General features: G+C 69.7%; 13 protein-coding genes and 1 pseudogene. 9 read left to right on the forward strand and 5 right to left on the reverse strand.

Features of this window, described 5'->3' with window-relative positions; genetic code table 11:
* Positions 1 to 472 (forward strand): annotated as a pseudogene (gene kasB, locus A5622_RS06495) (3-oxoacyl-ACP synthase KasB); the annotation flags it as partial.
* A gap of 40 nt (positions 473 to 512) precedes the next feature.
* Positions 513 to 1676 (forward strand): alpha-hydroxy-acid oxidizing protein, encoded by a 1164-nt coding sequence (locus tag A5622_RS06500; protein ID WP_066877400.1) that lies wholly within the window; start codon positions 513 to 515, stop codon positions 1674 to 1676.
* A gap of 5 nt (positions 1677 to 1681) precedes the next feature.
* On the opposite strand, the gene A5622_RS06505 is transcribed toward A5622_RS06500, so the two are convergent.
* From A5622_RS06505 to A5622_RS06520, 4 genes are all read right to left on the reverse strand, one after another.
* Complete coding sequence (locus A5622_RS06505; RefSeq protein ID WP_066877402.1) at positions 1682 to 3214, reverse strand: DNA polymerase Y family protein; 1533 nt, start codon at positions 3212 to 3214, stop codon at positions 1682 to 1684.
* A 47-nt stretch (positions 3215 to 3261) separates the two neighbouring features.
* On the reverse strand, positions 3262 to 3942 hold the full coding sequence (locus A5622_RS06510; protein WP_066866894.1) for a hypothetical protein: 681 nt from the start codon (positions 3940 to 3942) through the stop codon (positions 3262 to 3264).
* A 170-nt stretch (positions 3943 to 4112) separates the two neighbouring features.
* On the reverse strand, positions 4113 to 5681 hold the full coding sequence (guaA, locus tag A5622_RS06515; RefSeq protein WP_369827483.1) for a glutamine-hydrolyzing GMP synthase: 1569 nt from the start codon (positions 5679 to 5681) through the stop codon (positions 4113 to 4115).
* A gap of 78 nt (positions 5682 to 5759) precedes the next feature.
* On the reverse strand, positions 5760 to 6404 hold the full coding sequence (locus tag A5622_RS06520) for a helix-turn-helix domain-containing protein (protein WP_066877408.1): 645 nt from the start codon (positions 6402 to 6404) through the stop codon (positions 5760 to 5762).
* Positions 6405 to 6481: 77 nt separating this feature from the next.
* Between A5622_RS06520 and A5622_RS06525 the strand changes: the two genes are divergently transcribed.
* The 6 genes from A5622_RS06525 to A5622_RS06550 all read left to right on the forward strand — a co-directional run bounded on the left by A5622_RS06525 (position 6482) and on the right by A5622_RS06550 (position 13963).
* On the forward strand, positions 6482 to 8011 hold the full coding sequence (locus A5622_RS06525; RefSeq protein WP_066877415.1) for an MFS transporter: 1530 nt from the start codon (positions 6482 to 6484) through the stop codon (positions 8009 to 8011).
* Positions 8008 to 9120 (forward strand): NmrA family NAD(P)-binding protein, encoded by a 1113-nt coding sequence (locus A5622_RS06530; RefSeq protein WP_066877410.1) that lies wholly within the window; start codon positions 8008 to 8010, stop codon positions 9118 to 9120. Before A5622_RS06525 ends, A5622_RS06530 begins: the two co-directional genes overlap by 4 nt.
* On the forward strand, positions 9117 to 9947 hold the full coding sequence (locus tag A5622_RS06535) for a methyltransferase domain-containing protein (RefSeq protein WP_066877412.1): 831 nt from the start codon (positions 9117 to 9119) through the stop codon (positions 9945 to 9947). Before A5622_RS06530 ends, A5622_RS06535 begins: the two co-directional genes overlap by 4 nt.
* On the forward strand, positions 9944 to 10756 hold the full coding sequence (locus A5622_RS06540; RefSeq protein WP_066866883.1) for a class I SAM-dependent methyltransferase: 813 nt from the start codon (positions 9944 to 9946) through the stop codon (positions 10754 to 10756). The genes A5622_RS06535 and A5622_RS06540 overlap by 4 nt, the downstream gene beginning before the upstream one ends.
* 82 nt (positions 10757 to 10838) lie before the next feature.
* Positions 10839 to 11588 carry a beta-phosphoglucomutase family hydrolase gene (locus tag A5622_RS06545; protein WP_066866881.1) on the forward strand — a complete coding sequence of 250 codons (750 nt, stop codon included), beginning with the start codon at positions 10839 to 10841 and terminating at the stop codon, positions 11586 to 11588.
* Positions 11585 to 13963 (forward strand): glycoside hydrolase family 65 protein, encoded by a 2379-nt coding sequence (locus tag A5622_RS06550; protein WP_066866879.1) that lies wholly within the window; start codon positions 11585 to 11587, stop codon positions 13961 to 13963. Before A5622_RS06545 ends, A5622_RS06550 begins: the two co-directional genes overlap by 4 nt.
* Here the strand turns inward: A5622_RS06550 and A5622_RS06555 are convergent.
* Entirely contained in the window at positions 13957 to 14532 is a 576-nt protein-coding gene (locus A5622_RS06555) for a TetR/AcrR family transcriptional regulator (RefSeq protein ID WP_066866877.1), read from the reverse strand. The two genes, A5622_RS06550 and A5622_RS06555, sit on opposite strands and share 7 nt — an antisense overlap.
* A 60-nt stretch (positions 14533 to 14592) precedes the next feature.
* Between A5622_RS06555 and A5622_RS06560 the strand changes: the two genes are divergently transcribed.
* On the forward strand, positions 14593 to 15246 hold a 654-nt coding region (locus A5622_RS06560), incomplete at its 3' end, for a TauD/TfdA family dioxygenase (protein WP_066877413.1).

Here is a 15246-nt window from a genome sequence, read left to right on the forward strand (position 1 = left end):
CCGCATCATGGGCGCCAGCATCACCTCCGACGGCTACCACATGGTCGCCCCGGACCCCAACGGCGAACGCGCCGGCCACGCCATGAGCCGCGCCATCCAACTCGCCGGCCTGAGCCCGTCCGACATCGGCCACGTCAACGCCCACGCCACCGGCACCTCCGTCGGAGACGTCGCCGAAGCCAAGGCCATCAACAACGCCCTGGGCCCCCACGGCGGCAACGCCGCCGTCTACGCCCCCAAAGCCGCCCTGGGCCACTCGGTGGGCGCGGTCGGCGCCGTGGAATCCATCCTGACCGTGCTCGCCCTGCGCGACCAGGTCGTCCCACCCACACTCAACCTGGAAAACCTCGACCCCGAAATCGACCTGGACGTCGTGGCCGGCAAACCCCGCCCCGGCAACTACGAGTACGCCATCAACAACTCGTTCGGCTTCGGCGGACACAACGTGGCCATCGCCTTCGGGCGGTACTGAGCCTCGTTTGGTGGGCGAAGCGGGGGGTAAAGCCCCGACTATGGCCTTCGCCGAGTATCAAAACGAGCTGTACGACCAGTCGCTGCACGGCAATCAGCCGCAGTATCCGATCCGGTTCGAGGAGCTGGAGGAGAAGGCCGCGGCGGCGATGACGCCGAAGGTGCTGGGCTATGTGGCCGGCGGCGCCGGTGATGAGCACACCCAGCGGGCGAACTGCGCGGCCTTCAAGCGGTGGGGCCTGTATCCGCGCATGGGGATCGCCCCGGAGCAGCGCGACATGTCCGTCGAGTTGTTCGGCATCAGGTTCCCCTCGCCCATCTTCATGGCACCCATCGGCGTCATCGGGGTGTGCGACCCCGACGGGCATGGGGACATGCTCTGTGCGCGGGCCTCGGTTCGCACCGGCGTGCCGTTTTTCGTGGGGACCCTGTCGGCCGACCCGATGGAAAGCCTCGCCGCCGAGCTCGGTGACACCCCGGCGTTCTTCCAGCTGTACACGCCACCCAACCGCAAGATGGCCGCCAGCCTGGTGCACCGGGCCGAGGCGGCCGGCTTCAAGGGCATCGCCGTCACGCTGGACACCTGGGTCACCGGCTGGCGACCCCGCGACCTGAGCGGCGGGAACTACCCGCAGGTGCCCAGCGGGTGCCTGGCCAACTACACCAGCGACCCGGTTTTTCGCGCCAACCTGAGCCGGGGTGAAGACGCCACCGAGGCGGCGGTGCGCAAGCTGCCGATCTTCGGCGGCCCGTTCCGGTGGGCGGACCTCGAGTGGCTGCGGGCCGAGACCAGCCTGCCGCTGATGGTCAAGGGCATTTGCCATCCCGACGACGTGCGCCGCGCCAAAGACATTGGCGTGGACGGCATTTACTGCTCCAATCACGGCGGGCGGCAAGCCAACGGCGGGCTACCCTGCCTGGATTGCCTGCCGGAGGTGGTCGAGGCTGCCGACGGGATGCCGGTGCTGTTCGACTCCGGGGTGCGCGGTGGCGCCGACATCATCAAGGCGCTCGCCCTGGGGGCGACCGCCGTGGGGATCGGTCGCCCGTACGCCTACGGGCTGGCGGTCGGTGGTGTCGACGGCATCGTGCACGTCCTGCGCTCGCTGCTGGCCGAAGCGGACCTGATCATGGCCGTCGACGGGTATCCCTCGCTCAAGGACCTCACCCCCGACGCGTTGCGGCGCGTCGAATACGCTCAATAACAACGCTATTCGTAACCCCCCTCCACATACCAGCGCCGCTGGCGATAGCACAGCAGCAGCGCACGCTCGCTCTCCAGCAACACCTGGGCGCGGGCGGTGCGGCCCTTGGCCAGGTCGGGATCCCACCACCGCTCGTCGACCGGCCAGGGCCCGGACCACCAGCACAGCCGCTCGTCCCGGCCATGGGCGACGATGCGCGCCGGGTCGGCGGAGAACAACCCCCGGATGGTCACCCGTACCGGATTCCCTTGGGCGTCAAGCAGTTCCACCGGGTCGTCCAGCAGCACCGCCGGCGACGGCTCGGGCAGCCGGCCGGGCCACGGCAGATCGGGATCGGCCCGCGGCACCGGCTCGTCGCCGAGCGGGATCAGCGTGATGCGCTCGGCCGGGCCGCGCCCGCCGGACAGCACCGGCACTCGCACCGCCTCCGGACCGAGCAGGCCCTGCACCCGCACCAGCGCCCGGCGGGCCCGCAGCCTGTCCTCCTCGCCCAGGCCGCCCCAGAGCGGCAACTGCAACGCCTCGGCCGAGACCACCTCCACCGCGGCCAGCCGCAACAGCGTCACCGCGGCGGTGGGACGGGGACTCCGCGCGGTGCGGCTGCTCAACCACCCGTCAAGCTGCCAGCGCACCCGATCGGCGGTGGCGTCCTCGGTCAACGGCTCGGCGCATCGCCACACCCGGTGCAGTTCTTCGCCGTTGGCGGTGACGGCGTGGATGGCCAGCCGGGTGCATCCCACCCCGGCGTCCATCAGCGCCTGATGCAGCTTGCCGGCCAGCGACCGCCCGGCGAATGCCGCGGCGTCGACCCGGTCGATCGGCGGATCGCAGTCCAGCACGGCCTCGAGGTCGGCGGGCGGCTCCCGCCCGGAGGGCGGCCGTTCGGGCTCGCCGCAGGCCAACCGGTGCGCGGTCACCCCGTCGGCGCCGAACCTGGAGGCCACGTCGCTGCGCGACAGCGCGGCGAACTGCCCGATGGTGCGAATCCCCATCCGCCACAACAGGTCCGTCAGTTCTTCGCGGCCGGCACCGGACAGGCTCGGTTCGGTGGCGAGTTGGCGGATGGACAGCACCGACAAAAATTTCGCGTCGCCTCCCGGCTCGACGATCCGGCCCGCCCGGGCCGCGAAGACCGCGGTGGACAACCGGTCGGCGATCCCGGCCTGACACTCGGCGCCGGCGGCGGCCACCGCATCGATCAGGCATTCGGCGGCGGTGGCCTCGGACCCGAAATAGCGGGCCGCTCCGCGCACCGGCAACGCCAGGAGGCCGGGACGCAGCACCTCGGCGCGGGGCACCAGGTCGTCCACCGCCGCAATCACCGCTTCGAAGAAGCGGGCGTCGCGGTCCGCGTCGGCGGCGGTGACGTGTAGTTGCGGGCACCGCGCCGCCGCCTCCCGGCGCCGCAGCCCCCGGCGCACCCCCGCGGCACGGGCGGCCGACGAGCAGGCGATCACCCGATTGGCCAGCGTGACCGCGATCGGGGCGGTCGCGGACAGACCCGCGGCCGTCGCCGCCGCGACCGCCGGCCAATCCATGCACCAGATCGCCAAAACCCTTGAACCAGAAGGGGTTACCACGGTATTTACCCGGCTCGCGCTGGAGTCGTCACCCGTCGTCCCGCGCACGTCCCGCTGACCTGCAGCCGCACCCCGCCGATCCGGCCGAATCCGGGACGGCCCTCGGCGGTGATCTCATACCCACAGACCCGGGCGGCCAGGCGCGTCGGGGCCCCCTGCCAATCGCCGCCGGTGACCAGCAGGGTGCAGCCCTTGTTACGGGCGCGGGCCACCACCGCCCGCGCCCGCGTCGGCGGCACCCGGCGCCCGCCCAGCCCCAGGACCACCAGGTCCATGCCGTCGACGAGCACCGCGGCCACCTCCACCGGATCGGTGCCGGGATCCGGTATCACCGCGAGCCGGCTCAGATCCGCCCCCATCTCCGCGGCGGCCAGCAACCCGATGTCCGGCTGGCCCACGATTGCGGCGTTGCCACCGGCGGCCGTGACGGCGGCCACCACGCTCAGCAACAGCGACCGGGCACCCGAGAGCACCGCGACCGTTCCCCGCGGCACCGGCGCGGGCAGCAGGTCGGCCAGCCAGGGCGGGAGGGCGAGCTGGGACTCCGAGTCGGGCAGCAGATCGTCGGCGGGCACCGTGGCGGCCCCGGCCTTCTTCCCGGCGATGCTCGCCATCCGCCGGCGCAACGATTCCAGCTGCTCAGCACGGGTTTCCTGGCGGCGGCTGGAGGCAAAAGCCGCGGTCATGACAGCCTCCTAGCACCACGTTCGGGAAAAGTATTCGAATGTATGTTCGATACATTTCGAAGTAAACACCTGCCCTCCGACAACCGTCAAGCGACGCAAGGGGCAGCGTTATGCGATCGATACTGGTGTGGCTGATGGGTGGCATGTGACCGCATTTTCGCGGCCGGGGCCTACTCCCATTCGATGGTGCCGGGTGGTTTGCTGGTGATGTCCAGCACCACGCGGTTGACCTCGGCCACCTCGTTGGTGATCCGGGTCGAGATGCGCTCGAGCACCTCGTAGGGCACCCGGGTCCAGTCGGCGGTCATGGCGTCCTCACTGGACACCGGGCGCAGCACGATCGGGTGTCCGTAGGTGCGGCCATCGCCCTGCACGCCGACCGAGCGCACCTCGCCGAGCAGCACCACCGGACACTGCCAGATCAGGGTGTCCAGGCCGGCAGCGGTGAGTTCCTCGCGGGCGATCGAGTCCGCACGCCGCAGCGTGTCCAGCCGGGCAGCGGTGACCTCGCCGACGATCCGGATCCCCAAACCCGGTCCCGGAAAGGGTTGGCGCGCAACAATATCCTCCGGCAGGCCCAACTCGCGGCCGACCGCGCGGACCTCGTCCTTGAACAGCAGCCGCAGCGGCTCGACGAGCGTGAACTTCAGGTCGTCGGGCAGGCCGCCGACGTTGTGGTGGCTCTTGATGTTCGCGGTCCCGCTGCCACCGCCCGATTCCACCACGTCCGGATACAGCGTGCCCTGCACCAGGAAATCGACGTGAGAATCCCCGTCCCCCACGATGTCTCGCACCGCACCCTCGAAGGCCCGGATGAACTGGCGTCCGATGATCTTGCGTTTGCCTTCGGGATTGGTCACGCCCGCCAGTGCGGAGAGAAAGGTGTCGGCCGCGTCGACGGTGACCAAGTTGGCCCCGGTGGCGGCGACGAAGTCGCGCTGCACCTGCGCCCGCTCGCCGGCGCGCAGCAGCCCGTGGTCGACGAAGACACAGGTCAACCGGTCACCGATGGCGCGCTGCACCAGCGCGGCGGCCACCGCGGAATCCACCCCGCCCGACAGCCCGCAGATCGCCCGGCCGTCGCCGATCTGGGCGCGCACCTGCTCGATCAGCACCTCGGCGATGTTGGCGGCCGTCCAGTCCGCGCCCAGACCGGCGAAGTCGTGCAGGAATCGGCTGAGCACCTGCTGGCCGTGCGGGCTGTGCATGACCTCCGGGTGGTACTGCACACCGGCCAGGCGTCGGGCCCGGTTTTCGAAGCCGGCCACCGAAGCGCCGGAGCTGCTGGCCACCACCTCGAACCCGTCCGGCGCGGCCGTGACCGCGTCACCGTGGCTCATCCACACCGGCTGCACACTCGGTAATCCCGAATGCAGTTCGCCGCCAAGGACTTTCAGTTCGGTGCGACCGTATTCGCTGGTGCCGGTGTGGGCGACGGTCCCGCCCAGCGCCTGCGCCATCGCCTGAAACCCATAACAGATGCCGAACACCGGCACCCCGAGATCGAACAGCGCCGGGTCGATCTGGGGCGCGCCGTCGGCGTAGACACTGGACGGCCCGCCGGAGAGCACCAGCGCCAGCGGGTCGCGGGCCTTGATGTCCTCGACCGTCGCGGTGTGCGGAATGACCTCGGAGAACACCCGCGCCTCGCGGACGCGACGGGCGATCAACTGCGCGTACTGCGCGCCGAAGTCCACGACCAGCACCGGTCGGGCCGGCGCTCCGGACACCTCGGAGATCTCGAGTTCAGGGCTTTCAGTGGGGTCGGCCACGCACGCGAGTCTAGTGGCTGCCGGCGTCGCCGCCGCCCGACAGGCCTACAGCGCAAACGCGGTGCGGACGGCGCCGACGGCATCCGCGTCGCCGTGGAACTCGATTCGCCGCCGCGCCGCGGTGCGCTGGGCTTCGTCGGTGCCCAGCCGGGCGGCCACCAGGTCCGCCGCAGTCGCCGTGATCGTCACCGCGGGCTCACCGCGGACACCGGCCAGGCGTCCCTGCGTCACCGCGAATTCGAAACGGCGGCCGTCGATCTCGACCCGGCAGGTGGTCTCCACACCGGCGGCCCGGCCCGACTGAAAGCCCAGCAGGATTCCGGCCAGGAACCCGTTGAGCGGCGACACCGGCCCGTCGCCGATCGGGTCCAGGTGGTCCAGCCCGAACCACGCGATGCTCTGTAGCACCGGCAGCACACGCTGCCAGCCCAGGTCGCTGAGGCTGTAGACGGTGCGACCGATCGGCGCCGGCAGGTCGGCGCGATCGACCAGCCCGGCATGTGTGAGCTCCTTGAGCCGCTCGGCGAGCAGATTCGTTGCGATGCCGGGCAGTTCGGCCCGCAGGTCACCGTAGCGGCGGGCGCCGCCGACCAGCTCGCGCAGGATCAGCAGGGTCCACCGCTCACCCAGGACGTCGAGCCCCCGGGCGATCGGGCAGTTCTGGTTGTAGTTCCTGCGGGACGCCACCATGCCACCCTACCTGGGGTTAGACATCTTTTTCAAGTTTGTACTTGATTTGTTTGTCCGACAGATTTACTGTCTTGTTCATGCGCACCGACCCAGCGTTTCGCAACCACCCCATCGCCGCGCTCGCCGTCATCTGCCTGGGTGTCTTCGTCATCAGCGTCGACGCCACCATCGTCAACGTCGCGCTGCCCACGCTGGCGCGCGAACTCGGCGCCGACACCGCACAGCTGCAATGGATCGTCGACGCCTACACGCTGGTGATGTCCGGGCTGTTGCTCTCGGCGGGCAGCCTGTCCGACCGCCACGGCAGGCGGGGCTGGCTGAATTCCGGGCTGGCGCTGTTCGCCGTCACATCCGCGGTTGCCGCACAGACCAATTCGGCCGAGGCGTTGATCGCCGCGCGGGCAGCCATGGGGGTGGGCGCCGCGGTGATCTTCCCGACCACGCTGGGACTGATCACCAACATCTTCACCGACCCGGTGCCGCGCGCCAAGGCGATTGGACTGTGGGCGGCCATGGTCGGTGTCGGGGTGGCCGTCGGCCCGATCAGCGGCGGCTGGCTGCTCGAACACTTCTGGTGGGGCTCGATTTTCATGGTGAACATTCCGATTGCCGCGCTGGCCATCGTCGGTGGCGCGCTGTTCGTCCCGACCTCGCGCGACCCGGCGGCGCGGCGGGTCGACATCGGTGGCCTCATCCTGTCCGCGATCGGGGTCACGACGCTGGTCTACACGGTCATCGAGGCGCCCACGTGGGGGTGGACCGACGGCCGGACGGCGGCCGGATTCGCCGTCGCCGCAGCCATTCTCGTCGCGTTCGCGCGCTGGGAACGGCGCAGCACCCACCCGATGCTCGACGTCTCGGTGTTCCTCAACCGCCGGTTCTCCGGCGGCAGCCTGGCGGTGACCGCGGGGTTTCTCACCCTGTTCGGTTTCATCTTCGTCATCACCCAGTACTTCCAATTCATCAAGGACTACACGGCGTTTCAGGCCGGTGTGCGCCTGCTGCCGGTCGCCGCCTCGATCGCGCTGGCCAGCATCGTCGGGCCCCGGCTGGTCGAACGCGTCGGCACCACCGCCGTCGTCGCCGCCGGCTTGGCCGTGTTCGCCGCCGGGCTGGCCTGGGCGTCCACCGTCGACGCCGCCACGCCGTACCTCCAGATCGCCACGCAGATGCTGCTGCTCGGCGGGGGCCTGGGCCTGACCTTTTCGCCGGCCACCGAGTCGATCATGGGATCGCTGTCCGTCGACAAGGCCGGTGTGGGATCGGCCGTCAACGACACCACCCGCGAGCTCGGCGGCACGCTCGGAGTCGCCGTCGCCGGCAGCATCTTCGCGTCCGTGTACTCCGGGCACCTCGACGCGGCCACCCTGACCGGGCTGCCCGCCGACGCGATGCGCCACTCAATGGCCCTGGCGCACACCGTGATCCAGCGACTGCCCGCACACCAAGCCGGGCAGGTGCGCGCCGCCGTGGATCGCGCGCTCCTGGACGGGCTGCAGGTCAGCTCGCTGGTCTGCGCGGGCATCGCGCTGGGCGCGGCGATCGTCGTCGGCTGGCTCCTCCCGGCCAGGCAACCGGCGCCACAACAGGAAAGGACACTCCGATGAACGGTCGAGTATTGGTCACCGGCGCCACCGGAAAGATCGGCGGCGCGGTCGCCGCACAGCTGCTGGAAAGGGGCGTCCGAACCAGGGCCATGGTGCATCGTGACGATGCGCGCAGCGCCCGGCTGCGGGAGATGGGCGCCGAGGTCGTCATCGCCGATATGTTTGACATCCAACAGGTTATGGGTGCCATCGCCGGGATCGACCGGCTCTATTTCAACCCTCCCTATCATCCGCACGCCCTCGACAGCGCCGTTGCCTTCGCCGTGGCCGCCCGACGCTCAGGCGTGGAAGCGGTGGTGGCGCTTGGCCAATGGCTGGCCAGCCCGGAGCATCCGTCGCTGATGACGAGGCAGGCCTGGTTGACCGACAAGTTGTTCGAGTTGCTGCCCGATACGGCGCATGTGGCCGTCGATCCGGGTTACTTCGCCGACAACTACCTGCAGCTGGTCCCCCTGGCCGCCCAGCTCGGGGTGTTGCCGACACCGACCGGGGTGGGCCGAAACGCGCCGCCCTCCAACGAAGACATCGCGCGGGTCGCCGTCGGCGCGCTGCTCGACCCCCACCGTCACGACGGCCGCGCCTACCGGCCCACCGGACCGACGCTGCTCTCGGGGGCCGAGATCGCCGATGCGGTCGGTGCAGCGTTGGGCAGGCGGGTGCGTCACATCGACGTTCCGCCGTGGATGTTCATGCGCGCCGTGCGCGTCAACGCCAAACGGCTCGGCGCCGATGGGTTCTTCCAGTCCAGCTTGCGTCACTACCTTCCCGAGCACGGCCAGGGAACCTGGGAGGTGGGCGCGCCGACCACACACGTCCGCGATGTCGCCGGCGTCGAGCCCGAGGACTTCCTCACCATCGCGCGCCGCTATGTCACCGGACCGGAATCCCGCCGTACCGCAGGCAATTTCATGCGACAGCTGGGCAACTTCATGTTGACCGCGATCACACCGATGCGCCGGCTGGACAAGTTCGACCGGACCCAACAACACCCGCAGCCCGGCCACCCACGGCTTTCCGGCCAGTCCCCGGTATGGCGCAGTGAGCACGGCGTCGCGCACCGGGATCCCGTTGCCCTGAACGCCGCTGGAGAAAGGATCGGAACACGATGAGTACGGCACCACAAGGCAGCACCTACGTCTTGGGCCACGCCGACGCGGAGGTGCAGCGCCTCCTCCTGCAGGGCCGGCTCTACGACCACCACACCGAGCACGCGCTGCGACTGGCCGGGCTGCGGCCGGGCATGCGCGTGCTCGACATCGGGTCCGGACCCGGCGACGTGTCGTTCGTCGCCGCCCGGCTGGTCGGTCCGACCGGGACCGTCCTCGGCGTCGACGCCGCGGCCGCGATGGTCGAGCTCGCCCGCGCCCGCGCTCTCGAACAGGGCTGGCGCACAGTGCGTTTCACCCAGGCCGCGGTCGACACCATCGTGCCGGACGAACCGGTGGACGCGGTCATCGGCCGGTTGATCCTGATGCACCTGCCGGACCCGGCCGCCACGTTGCGGCGCCTCAGCTCCTTCGTACGCCCCGGCGGCGTTGTCGCGTTCTCGGAGAACGACATCACCGGTGCGCACGGCGTTCCGGACACGCCGCTGTTCCGGCGCGTGACGGGCGGAATCGTTCGCGCCTTCGAGGACGTGGGGCTCAGCCCGCGATTCGGCACCACGCTGCACACGATCTTCGCCGACGCCGGCCTCAGCACTCCGCGGCTGACCCTCGGCACGCCGATCGGCACCGCCGCCGACACGGACATTCTGGCCTACCTCGCGGAAGTCTGGCGGCTGGTGTCCCCCATTGCCGAACAGGGAGGCTTCGCCATCGACGAACTCGCCGACATCGACGAGTTCGTGCCGCGATTCCGTCAGGAGGCGCAGGCGGTCAACGCCCTCATCGCGATGCCTCCCATCATTACCGCGTGGGCTCAGGTGCAGAAATGAACGACACCATCGCGGCCCAGTACTCGACCGGCCTGTCGCGGGCAAACATCAAACGGGCGCTGATCGACGCCGGGAAGGACCTCGACGGCCTTCGACCCGCCGACCTGGCCCTGCTGGAGGACTTCCACACCATGGGCCGCATCGCCACCGCGCAGCTGGTGGACCTTACGCAGATCTCCAGCGCGAGCGCGGTGCTCGACGCCGGTAGCGGGATCGGTGGCACGGCCCGCTACCTCGCCGACCGCTATGGCTGCCGGGTCACCGCCGTTGACCTCACCGAGGAGTACTGCGAGACGAACGACTGGCTCAACCGGCTCGTCGGTCTCGACCGCCTCATCGCGGTTCGCCAGGCGGACGTCACCGAACTCCCCTTCGCCGACGACACTTTCGACGTCGCGATCAGCCAGCACGTCCAGATGAACGTGGCCGACAAGGCGCGGCTCTACGCCGAGGCGCGCCGCGTCCTCACTCCCGGTGGCCGGCTTGCGCTGTGGGACTTGACCATCGGCGACGGCCGCGCACTCGACTTCCCGTTGCCCTGGACCGACACCGCCGCCAACAGCCACCTGGTGGCCCCCGGCGAGCTGCGCACCCTGGTCACCTCCGCGGGATTGGCGGTGCAGCACTGGAACGACCTCACCGAGACCGCGAGCTCGCTCATGCAGGCGCTGCTGGCCCAGCCGCCCCAGCCGCTGGGCCTGCACGCCTTCGTCCCCGACTTCGACCGCAAGGCCGAAAACCTCACCCGGGCGCTGGCCGATGGGCGCCTGCGCGCGATCCAGGGCGTGGCAGTGGCAAAAGACCGCTGATCCCTGGCGACACGCATGGCGGGCATGGTGAAGTGGGTATCGCTTAAGCCAGTCGCCCGAGACCAGAGAGCGAGGTCCGCCGTTGAGTTCAGCGCTGGGTCTGCCGGAGGAGGTGCGTGCCTGTCTGTTCGACCTCGACGGAGTGCTCACCGACACCGCCAGTGTGCACACCAAGGCCTGGAAGGCCATGTTCGACGCCTACCTGTCCGACCGGGCCAAGCGCACCGGCGACGAATTCGTCCCCTTCGACGCGGGCGCGGACTACCGCGAATACGTGGACGGCAAGAAGCGCGAGGACGGCGTCCGGTCCTTTTTGGAAAGCCGCGACATCCAGCTGCCCGACGGCAGCCCCGACGACCCCGACGACGCCGAGACGATCTACGGCCTGGGCAACCGCAAGAACGACATGTTCCAGAAGGTCCTCAAGGAGGACGGCGTCAAGGTGTTCGATGGATCCCGCCGCTACCTAGAGGCGGTGTCGGCCGCGGGCCTGGCAATCGCGGTGGTGTCGTCGAGCGCCAACACCCGCGACGTCCTCGAGGTCACCGGCCTGGACCGGTTCGTGCAAAAGCGGGTGGACGGCGTCACCCTGCGCGAGGAACACATCGCCGGCAAGCCGGCCCCCGACTCTTACCTGCGCGGGGCGCAGCTGCTCGACGTCGACGCCGCAGCGGCGGCGGTGTTCGAAGACGCGTTGTCCGGCGTGGCGGCCGGCCGGGCCGGTAACTTCGGATTCGTGGTGGGCGTCGACCGAGTGGGCCAGGCCGAGGAACTGCGCCGCAACGGCGCCGACGTGGTGGTCACCGACCTCGCCGAGCTGCTGGGCTCATGATCACCGACGAATCGTTCCCCGTTGACCCCTGGCACGTGCGCGAGACCCAGCTCGACCTGAATCTGCTGGCCCAGTCAGAATCGCTGTTCACCCTGTCCAACGGGCACATCGGGCTGCGCGGCAACCTCGACGAGGGCGAGCCCTACGGCCTGCCGGGCACCTATCTGAACTCCTTCTACGAGATCCGGCCGCTGCCCTACGCCGAGGCCGGTTACGGCTACCCCGAAGCCGGCCAGACGCTGGTCGACGTCACCAACGGCAAGATCATCCGGCTGCTGGTCGAGGACGAGCCGTTCGACGTCCGCTACGGCGAAGTCCTATGTCACGAACGGGATCTGGACCTTCGCGCCGGAACGCTGACCCGCAGCGCGCACTGGCGCTCGCCGGCGGGCAAAGAGGTCAAGGTGGTCTCCACCCGGCTGGTGTCACTGGCCCAGCGCGGCGTCGCCGCCATCGAGTACTGCGTCGAGGCGATCGGTGAGTTCGTTCGGGTGACGGTGCAGTCGGAGCTGGTCACCAACGAGGACCAGCCGGAGACCTCCGGCGACCCCCGGGTGTCGGCCATCCTGGAGACCCCGCTCGAAGCGGTCGCGCACGAATACACCGACACTGGAGCGGTTCTCATGCACCGCACGCGCAGCAGCGCGCTGATGATGGCCGCCGGCATGGATCACGAGGTCGACGTTGAAGGGCGCGTCGAGGTCACCACCGACGCGCGCGCCGACCTGGCCCGCACCACCGTGATCTGCGGGCTGCGCAAGGGACAGAGGCTGCGCGTCGTCAAGTACCTGGCGTACGGATGGTCGAGCATGCGCTCGCGCCCGGCGCTGCGCGACCAGGTCGCCGCCGCGCTGCACAGCGCCCGCTACACCAGCTGGCAGGGACTGTTGGATGCGCAGCGCGAGTATCTGGACAACTTCTGGGACTGCGCCGACGTCGAGGTCGAGGGCGACCCCGAATCCCAGCAGGCCGTGCGATTTGGGCTGTTCCACCTGCTGCAGGCCAGCGCCCGCGCCGAACGCCGCGCGATCGCCGCCAAGGGGCTCACCGGAACCGGCTATGACGGCCACGCCTTCTGGGACACCGAGGGGTACGTGCTGCCGGTGCTCAGCTACACCGCGCCACACACCGTGGCCGACGCGCTGCGCTGGCGCGCCTCGACCCTGGATCTGGCCAAGGAGCGGGCGGCCGAACTGGGCTTGGAGGGCGCCGCGTTCCCCTGGCGGACCATCCGCGGGCAGGAGTGTTCGGCCTACTGGCCGGCCGGCACGGCGGCCTGGCACATCAACGCCGACATCGCGATGGCCTTCGAGCGCTACCGCATCGTCACCGGCGACGACGACCTGGAGGCCGATTGCGGGCTGGAGGTGCTGGTCGAGACCGCCCGGCTGTGGCTCTCGCTCGGCCACCACGACCGGCACGGCGTCTGGCACCTCGACGGCGTCACCGGCCCCGACGAGTACACGGCGATCGTGCGCGACAACGTCTTCACCAACCTGATGGCCGCGCACAATCTGCGCGTCGCCGCCGACGCCTGCAACCGCCACCCCGACGTGGCCAAGGCGCTGGGGGTCACCAACGAGGAGATGGCGGCGTGGCGCGATGCGGCCGGCGCCGCCAACATTCCGTACGACGAGGGGCTGGGAGTCCATCAGCAGTGTGAAGGCTTCACCACCCTCGCGGAGTGGGACTTCAAGGAGAACCACGCCTACCCGTTGCTGCTGCACGACCCGTACGTGCGCCTGTACCCCGCGCAGGTGATCAAGCAGGCCGACTTGGTCCTGGCGATGCACTGGCAGAGCCACGCGTTCACTCCCGAGCAGAAGGCGCGCAACGTCGACTATTACGAGCCGCGCATGGTCCGCGACTCGTCACTGTCGGCGTGCACGCAGGCGGTGATGTGCGCCGAGGTGGGGCACCTCGAGCTCGCGCACGACTACGCTTACGAGGCCGCCCTGATCGACCTGCGCGATCTGCACCACAACACCCGCGACGGTCTGCACATGGCCTCATTGGCCGGCGCCTGGACGGCGCTGGTGTCCGGCTTCGGCGGCCTACGCGACGACGAGGGCGTCCTGTCGCTGGATCCTCAACTGCCCGATGGCATTTCGCGGCTACGGTTCCGGCTGCGCTGGCGCGACTTCCGGGTCACGGTCGACGTCAACCACGCCGAGGTCACCTACACGCTGCGCGACGGGCCCGGCGGCGAGCTGACCATCCGGCACGCCGGCGAGGACCTCGAGCTGAGCACCGAATCCGCGACGACGGTCGCGGTGCATCCCCGCAAGCCGCTACTGCCGCCGCCGCAGCAGCCCGCCGGCCGCGAACCGCTGCACCGGCGATCCCTGATCGCGGAATCGGTGCAGGCTCACTGAGCATCGGCGGGCGCGAGGATGCGTTGCACCTCCGCGCCGGCCGCTGCGCGTATTTCGGCATCCGTCAGCTCCTCAATCCCGGTGGCGGACCGCAGGATCGGGGCGAACAGGCGCCAACCGAACTGCAGCGCAAGGGCATTGGCGACCGCGAGCCGGGCCTTGACGTCGTCGTCGTAGAGCGGCCGCACCCCGTCGAGCAGCGTCGCGATGTTGGGAAAGCGCTTCTGTAGCTGGCCGGCCGGATAGCCGTCCAGCACGGTGCGCGCCATCACCCGCATCTGGCGATCCAGGGAACTCTCCAGCACGGCCGCGGGCGCATCGGTGCCCAGCAGGGCGCTCAGGTTGGCGCCCAGGTGATCGAGCACGGCGCCGACCAATTGCTCCTTGGTGCCGAAGTGGCGGAACACCAGTCCGTGGTTGACGTTGGAGCGCGCGGCGATGTCGCGGATGGACGTCGCGGCCGGACCGCGCTCGGCGAACAGGTCGGTGGCGGCTTCCAGGATCGCCGCGGCCACCTCCGCGCGCCCGGTGGGCACCTTCCCGCGGCCGGTTGCGGAAGTTGTAGTCATTTGACTACACTACCAAATGTAGTCAGTTGACTACACCCGTTTTGACTCAAGGAACACGAAATGACAGGTCAGATAACCGTCACCAAGCTGGGCAGTCGCATCGGCGCCCGGGTGGACGGGGTTCGCCTCGGCGGCGACCTCGACCAGGACGCGGTCGAGACGATCCGCCGGGCGCTGTTGACCCACAAGGTGATCTTCTTCCGTCACCAGCACCACCTCGACGACTCCGAGCAGCTCGCGTTCGCCGGTCTGCTGGGCACGCCGATCGGCCACCCGGCCGCGTCGGCCCTGGCCGCCAAGCACCTCCCGGTGATCACCCCGATCGACTCCGAGTACGGCAAGGCGAACCGCTGGCACACCGACGTGACGTTCGCCGCCAACTACCCCTCGGCGTCGATCCTGCGTGCGGTCACGCTGCCGGCCTACGGGGGCTCGACGCTGTGGGCCTCGACCGTGGCGGCCTACCAGCACCTGCCCGAACCGCTCAAATGCCTGGTGGAAAACCTCTGGGCGCTGCACACCAACCGGTACGACTACGTGAGCGTCGAAGCGATGAGCGAGGAGCAGCGGGCGTTTCGGCAGGCGTTCGAAAAGCCCGACTTCCGCACCGAGCATCCGGTGGTGCGGGTGCACCCCGAGACCGGCGAACGCACCCTGGTGGCCGGTGACTTCGTGCGCGGCTTCGTCGGCCTGGACAGCCACGAGTCAACCGCC

The organism is Mycobacterium sp. 1245801.1 (genome assembly GCF_001673055.1).
GTDB classification, from domain to species: domain Bacteria; phylum Actinomycetota; class Actinomycetes; order Mycobacteriales; family Mycobacteriaceae; genus Mycobacterium; species Mycobacterium europaeum_A.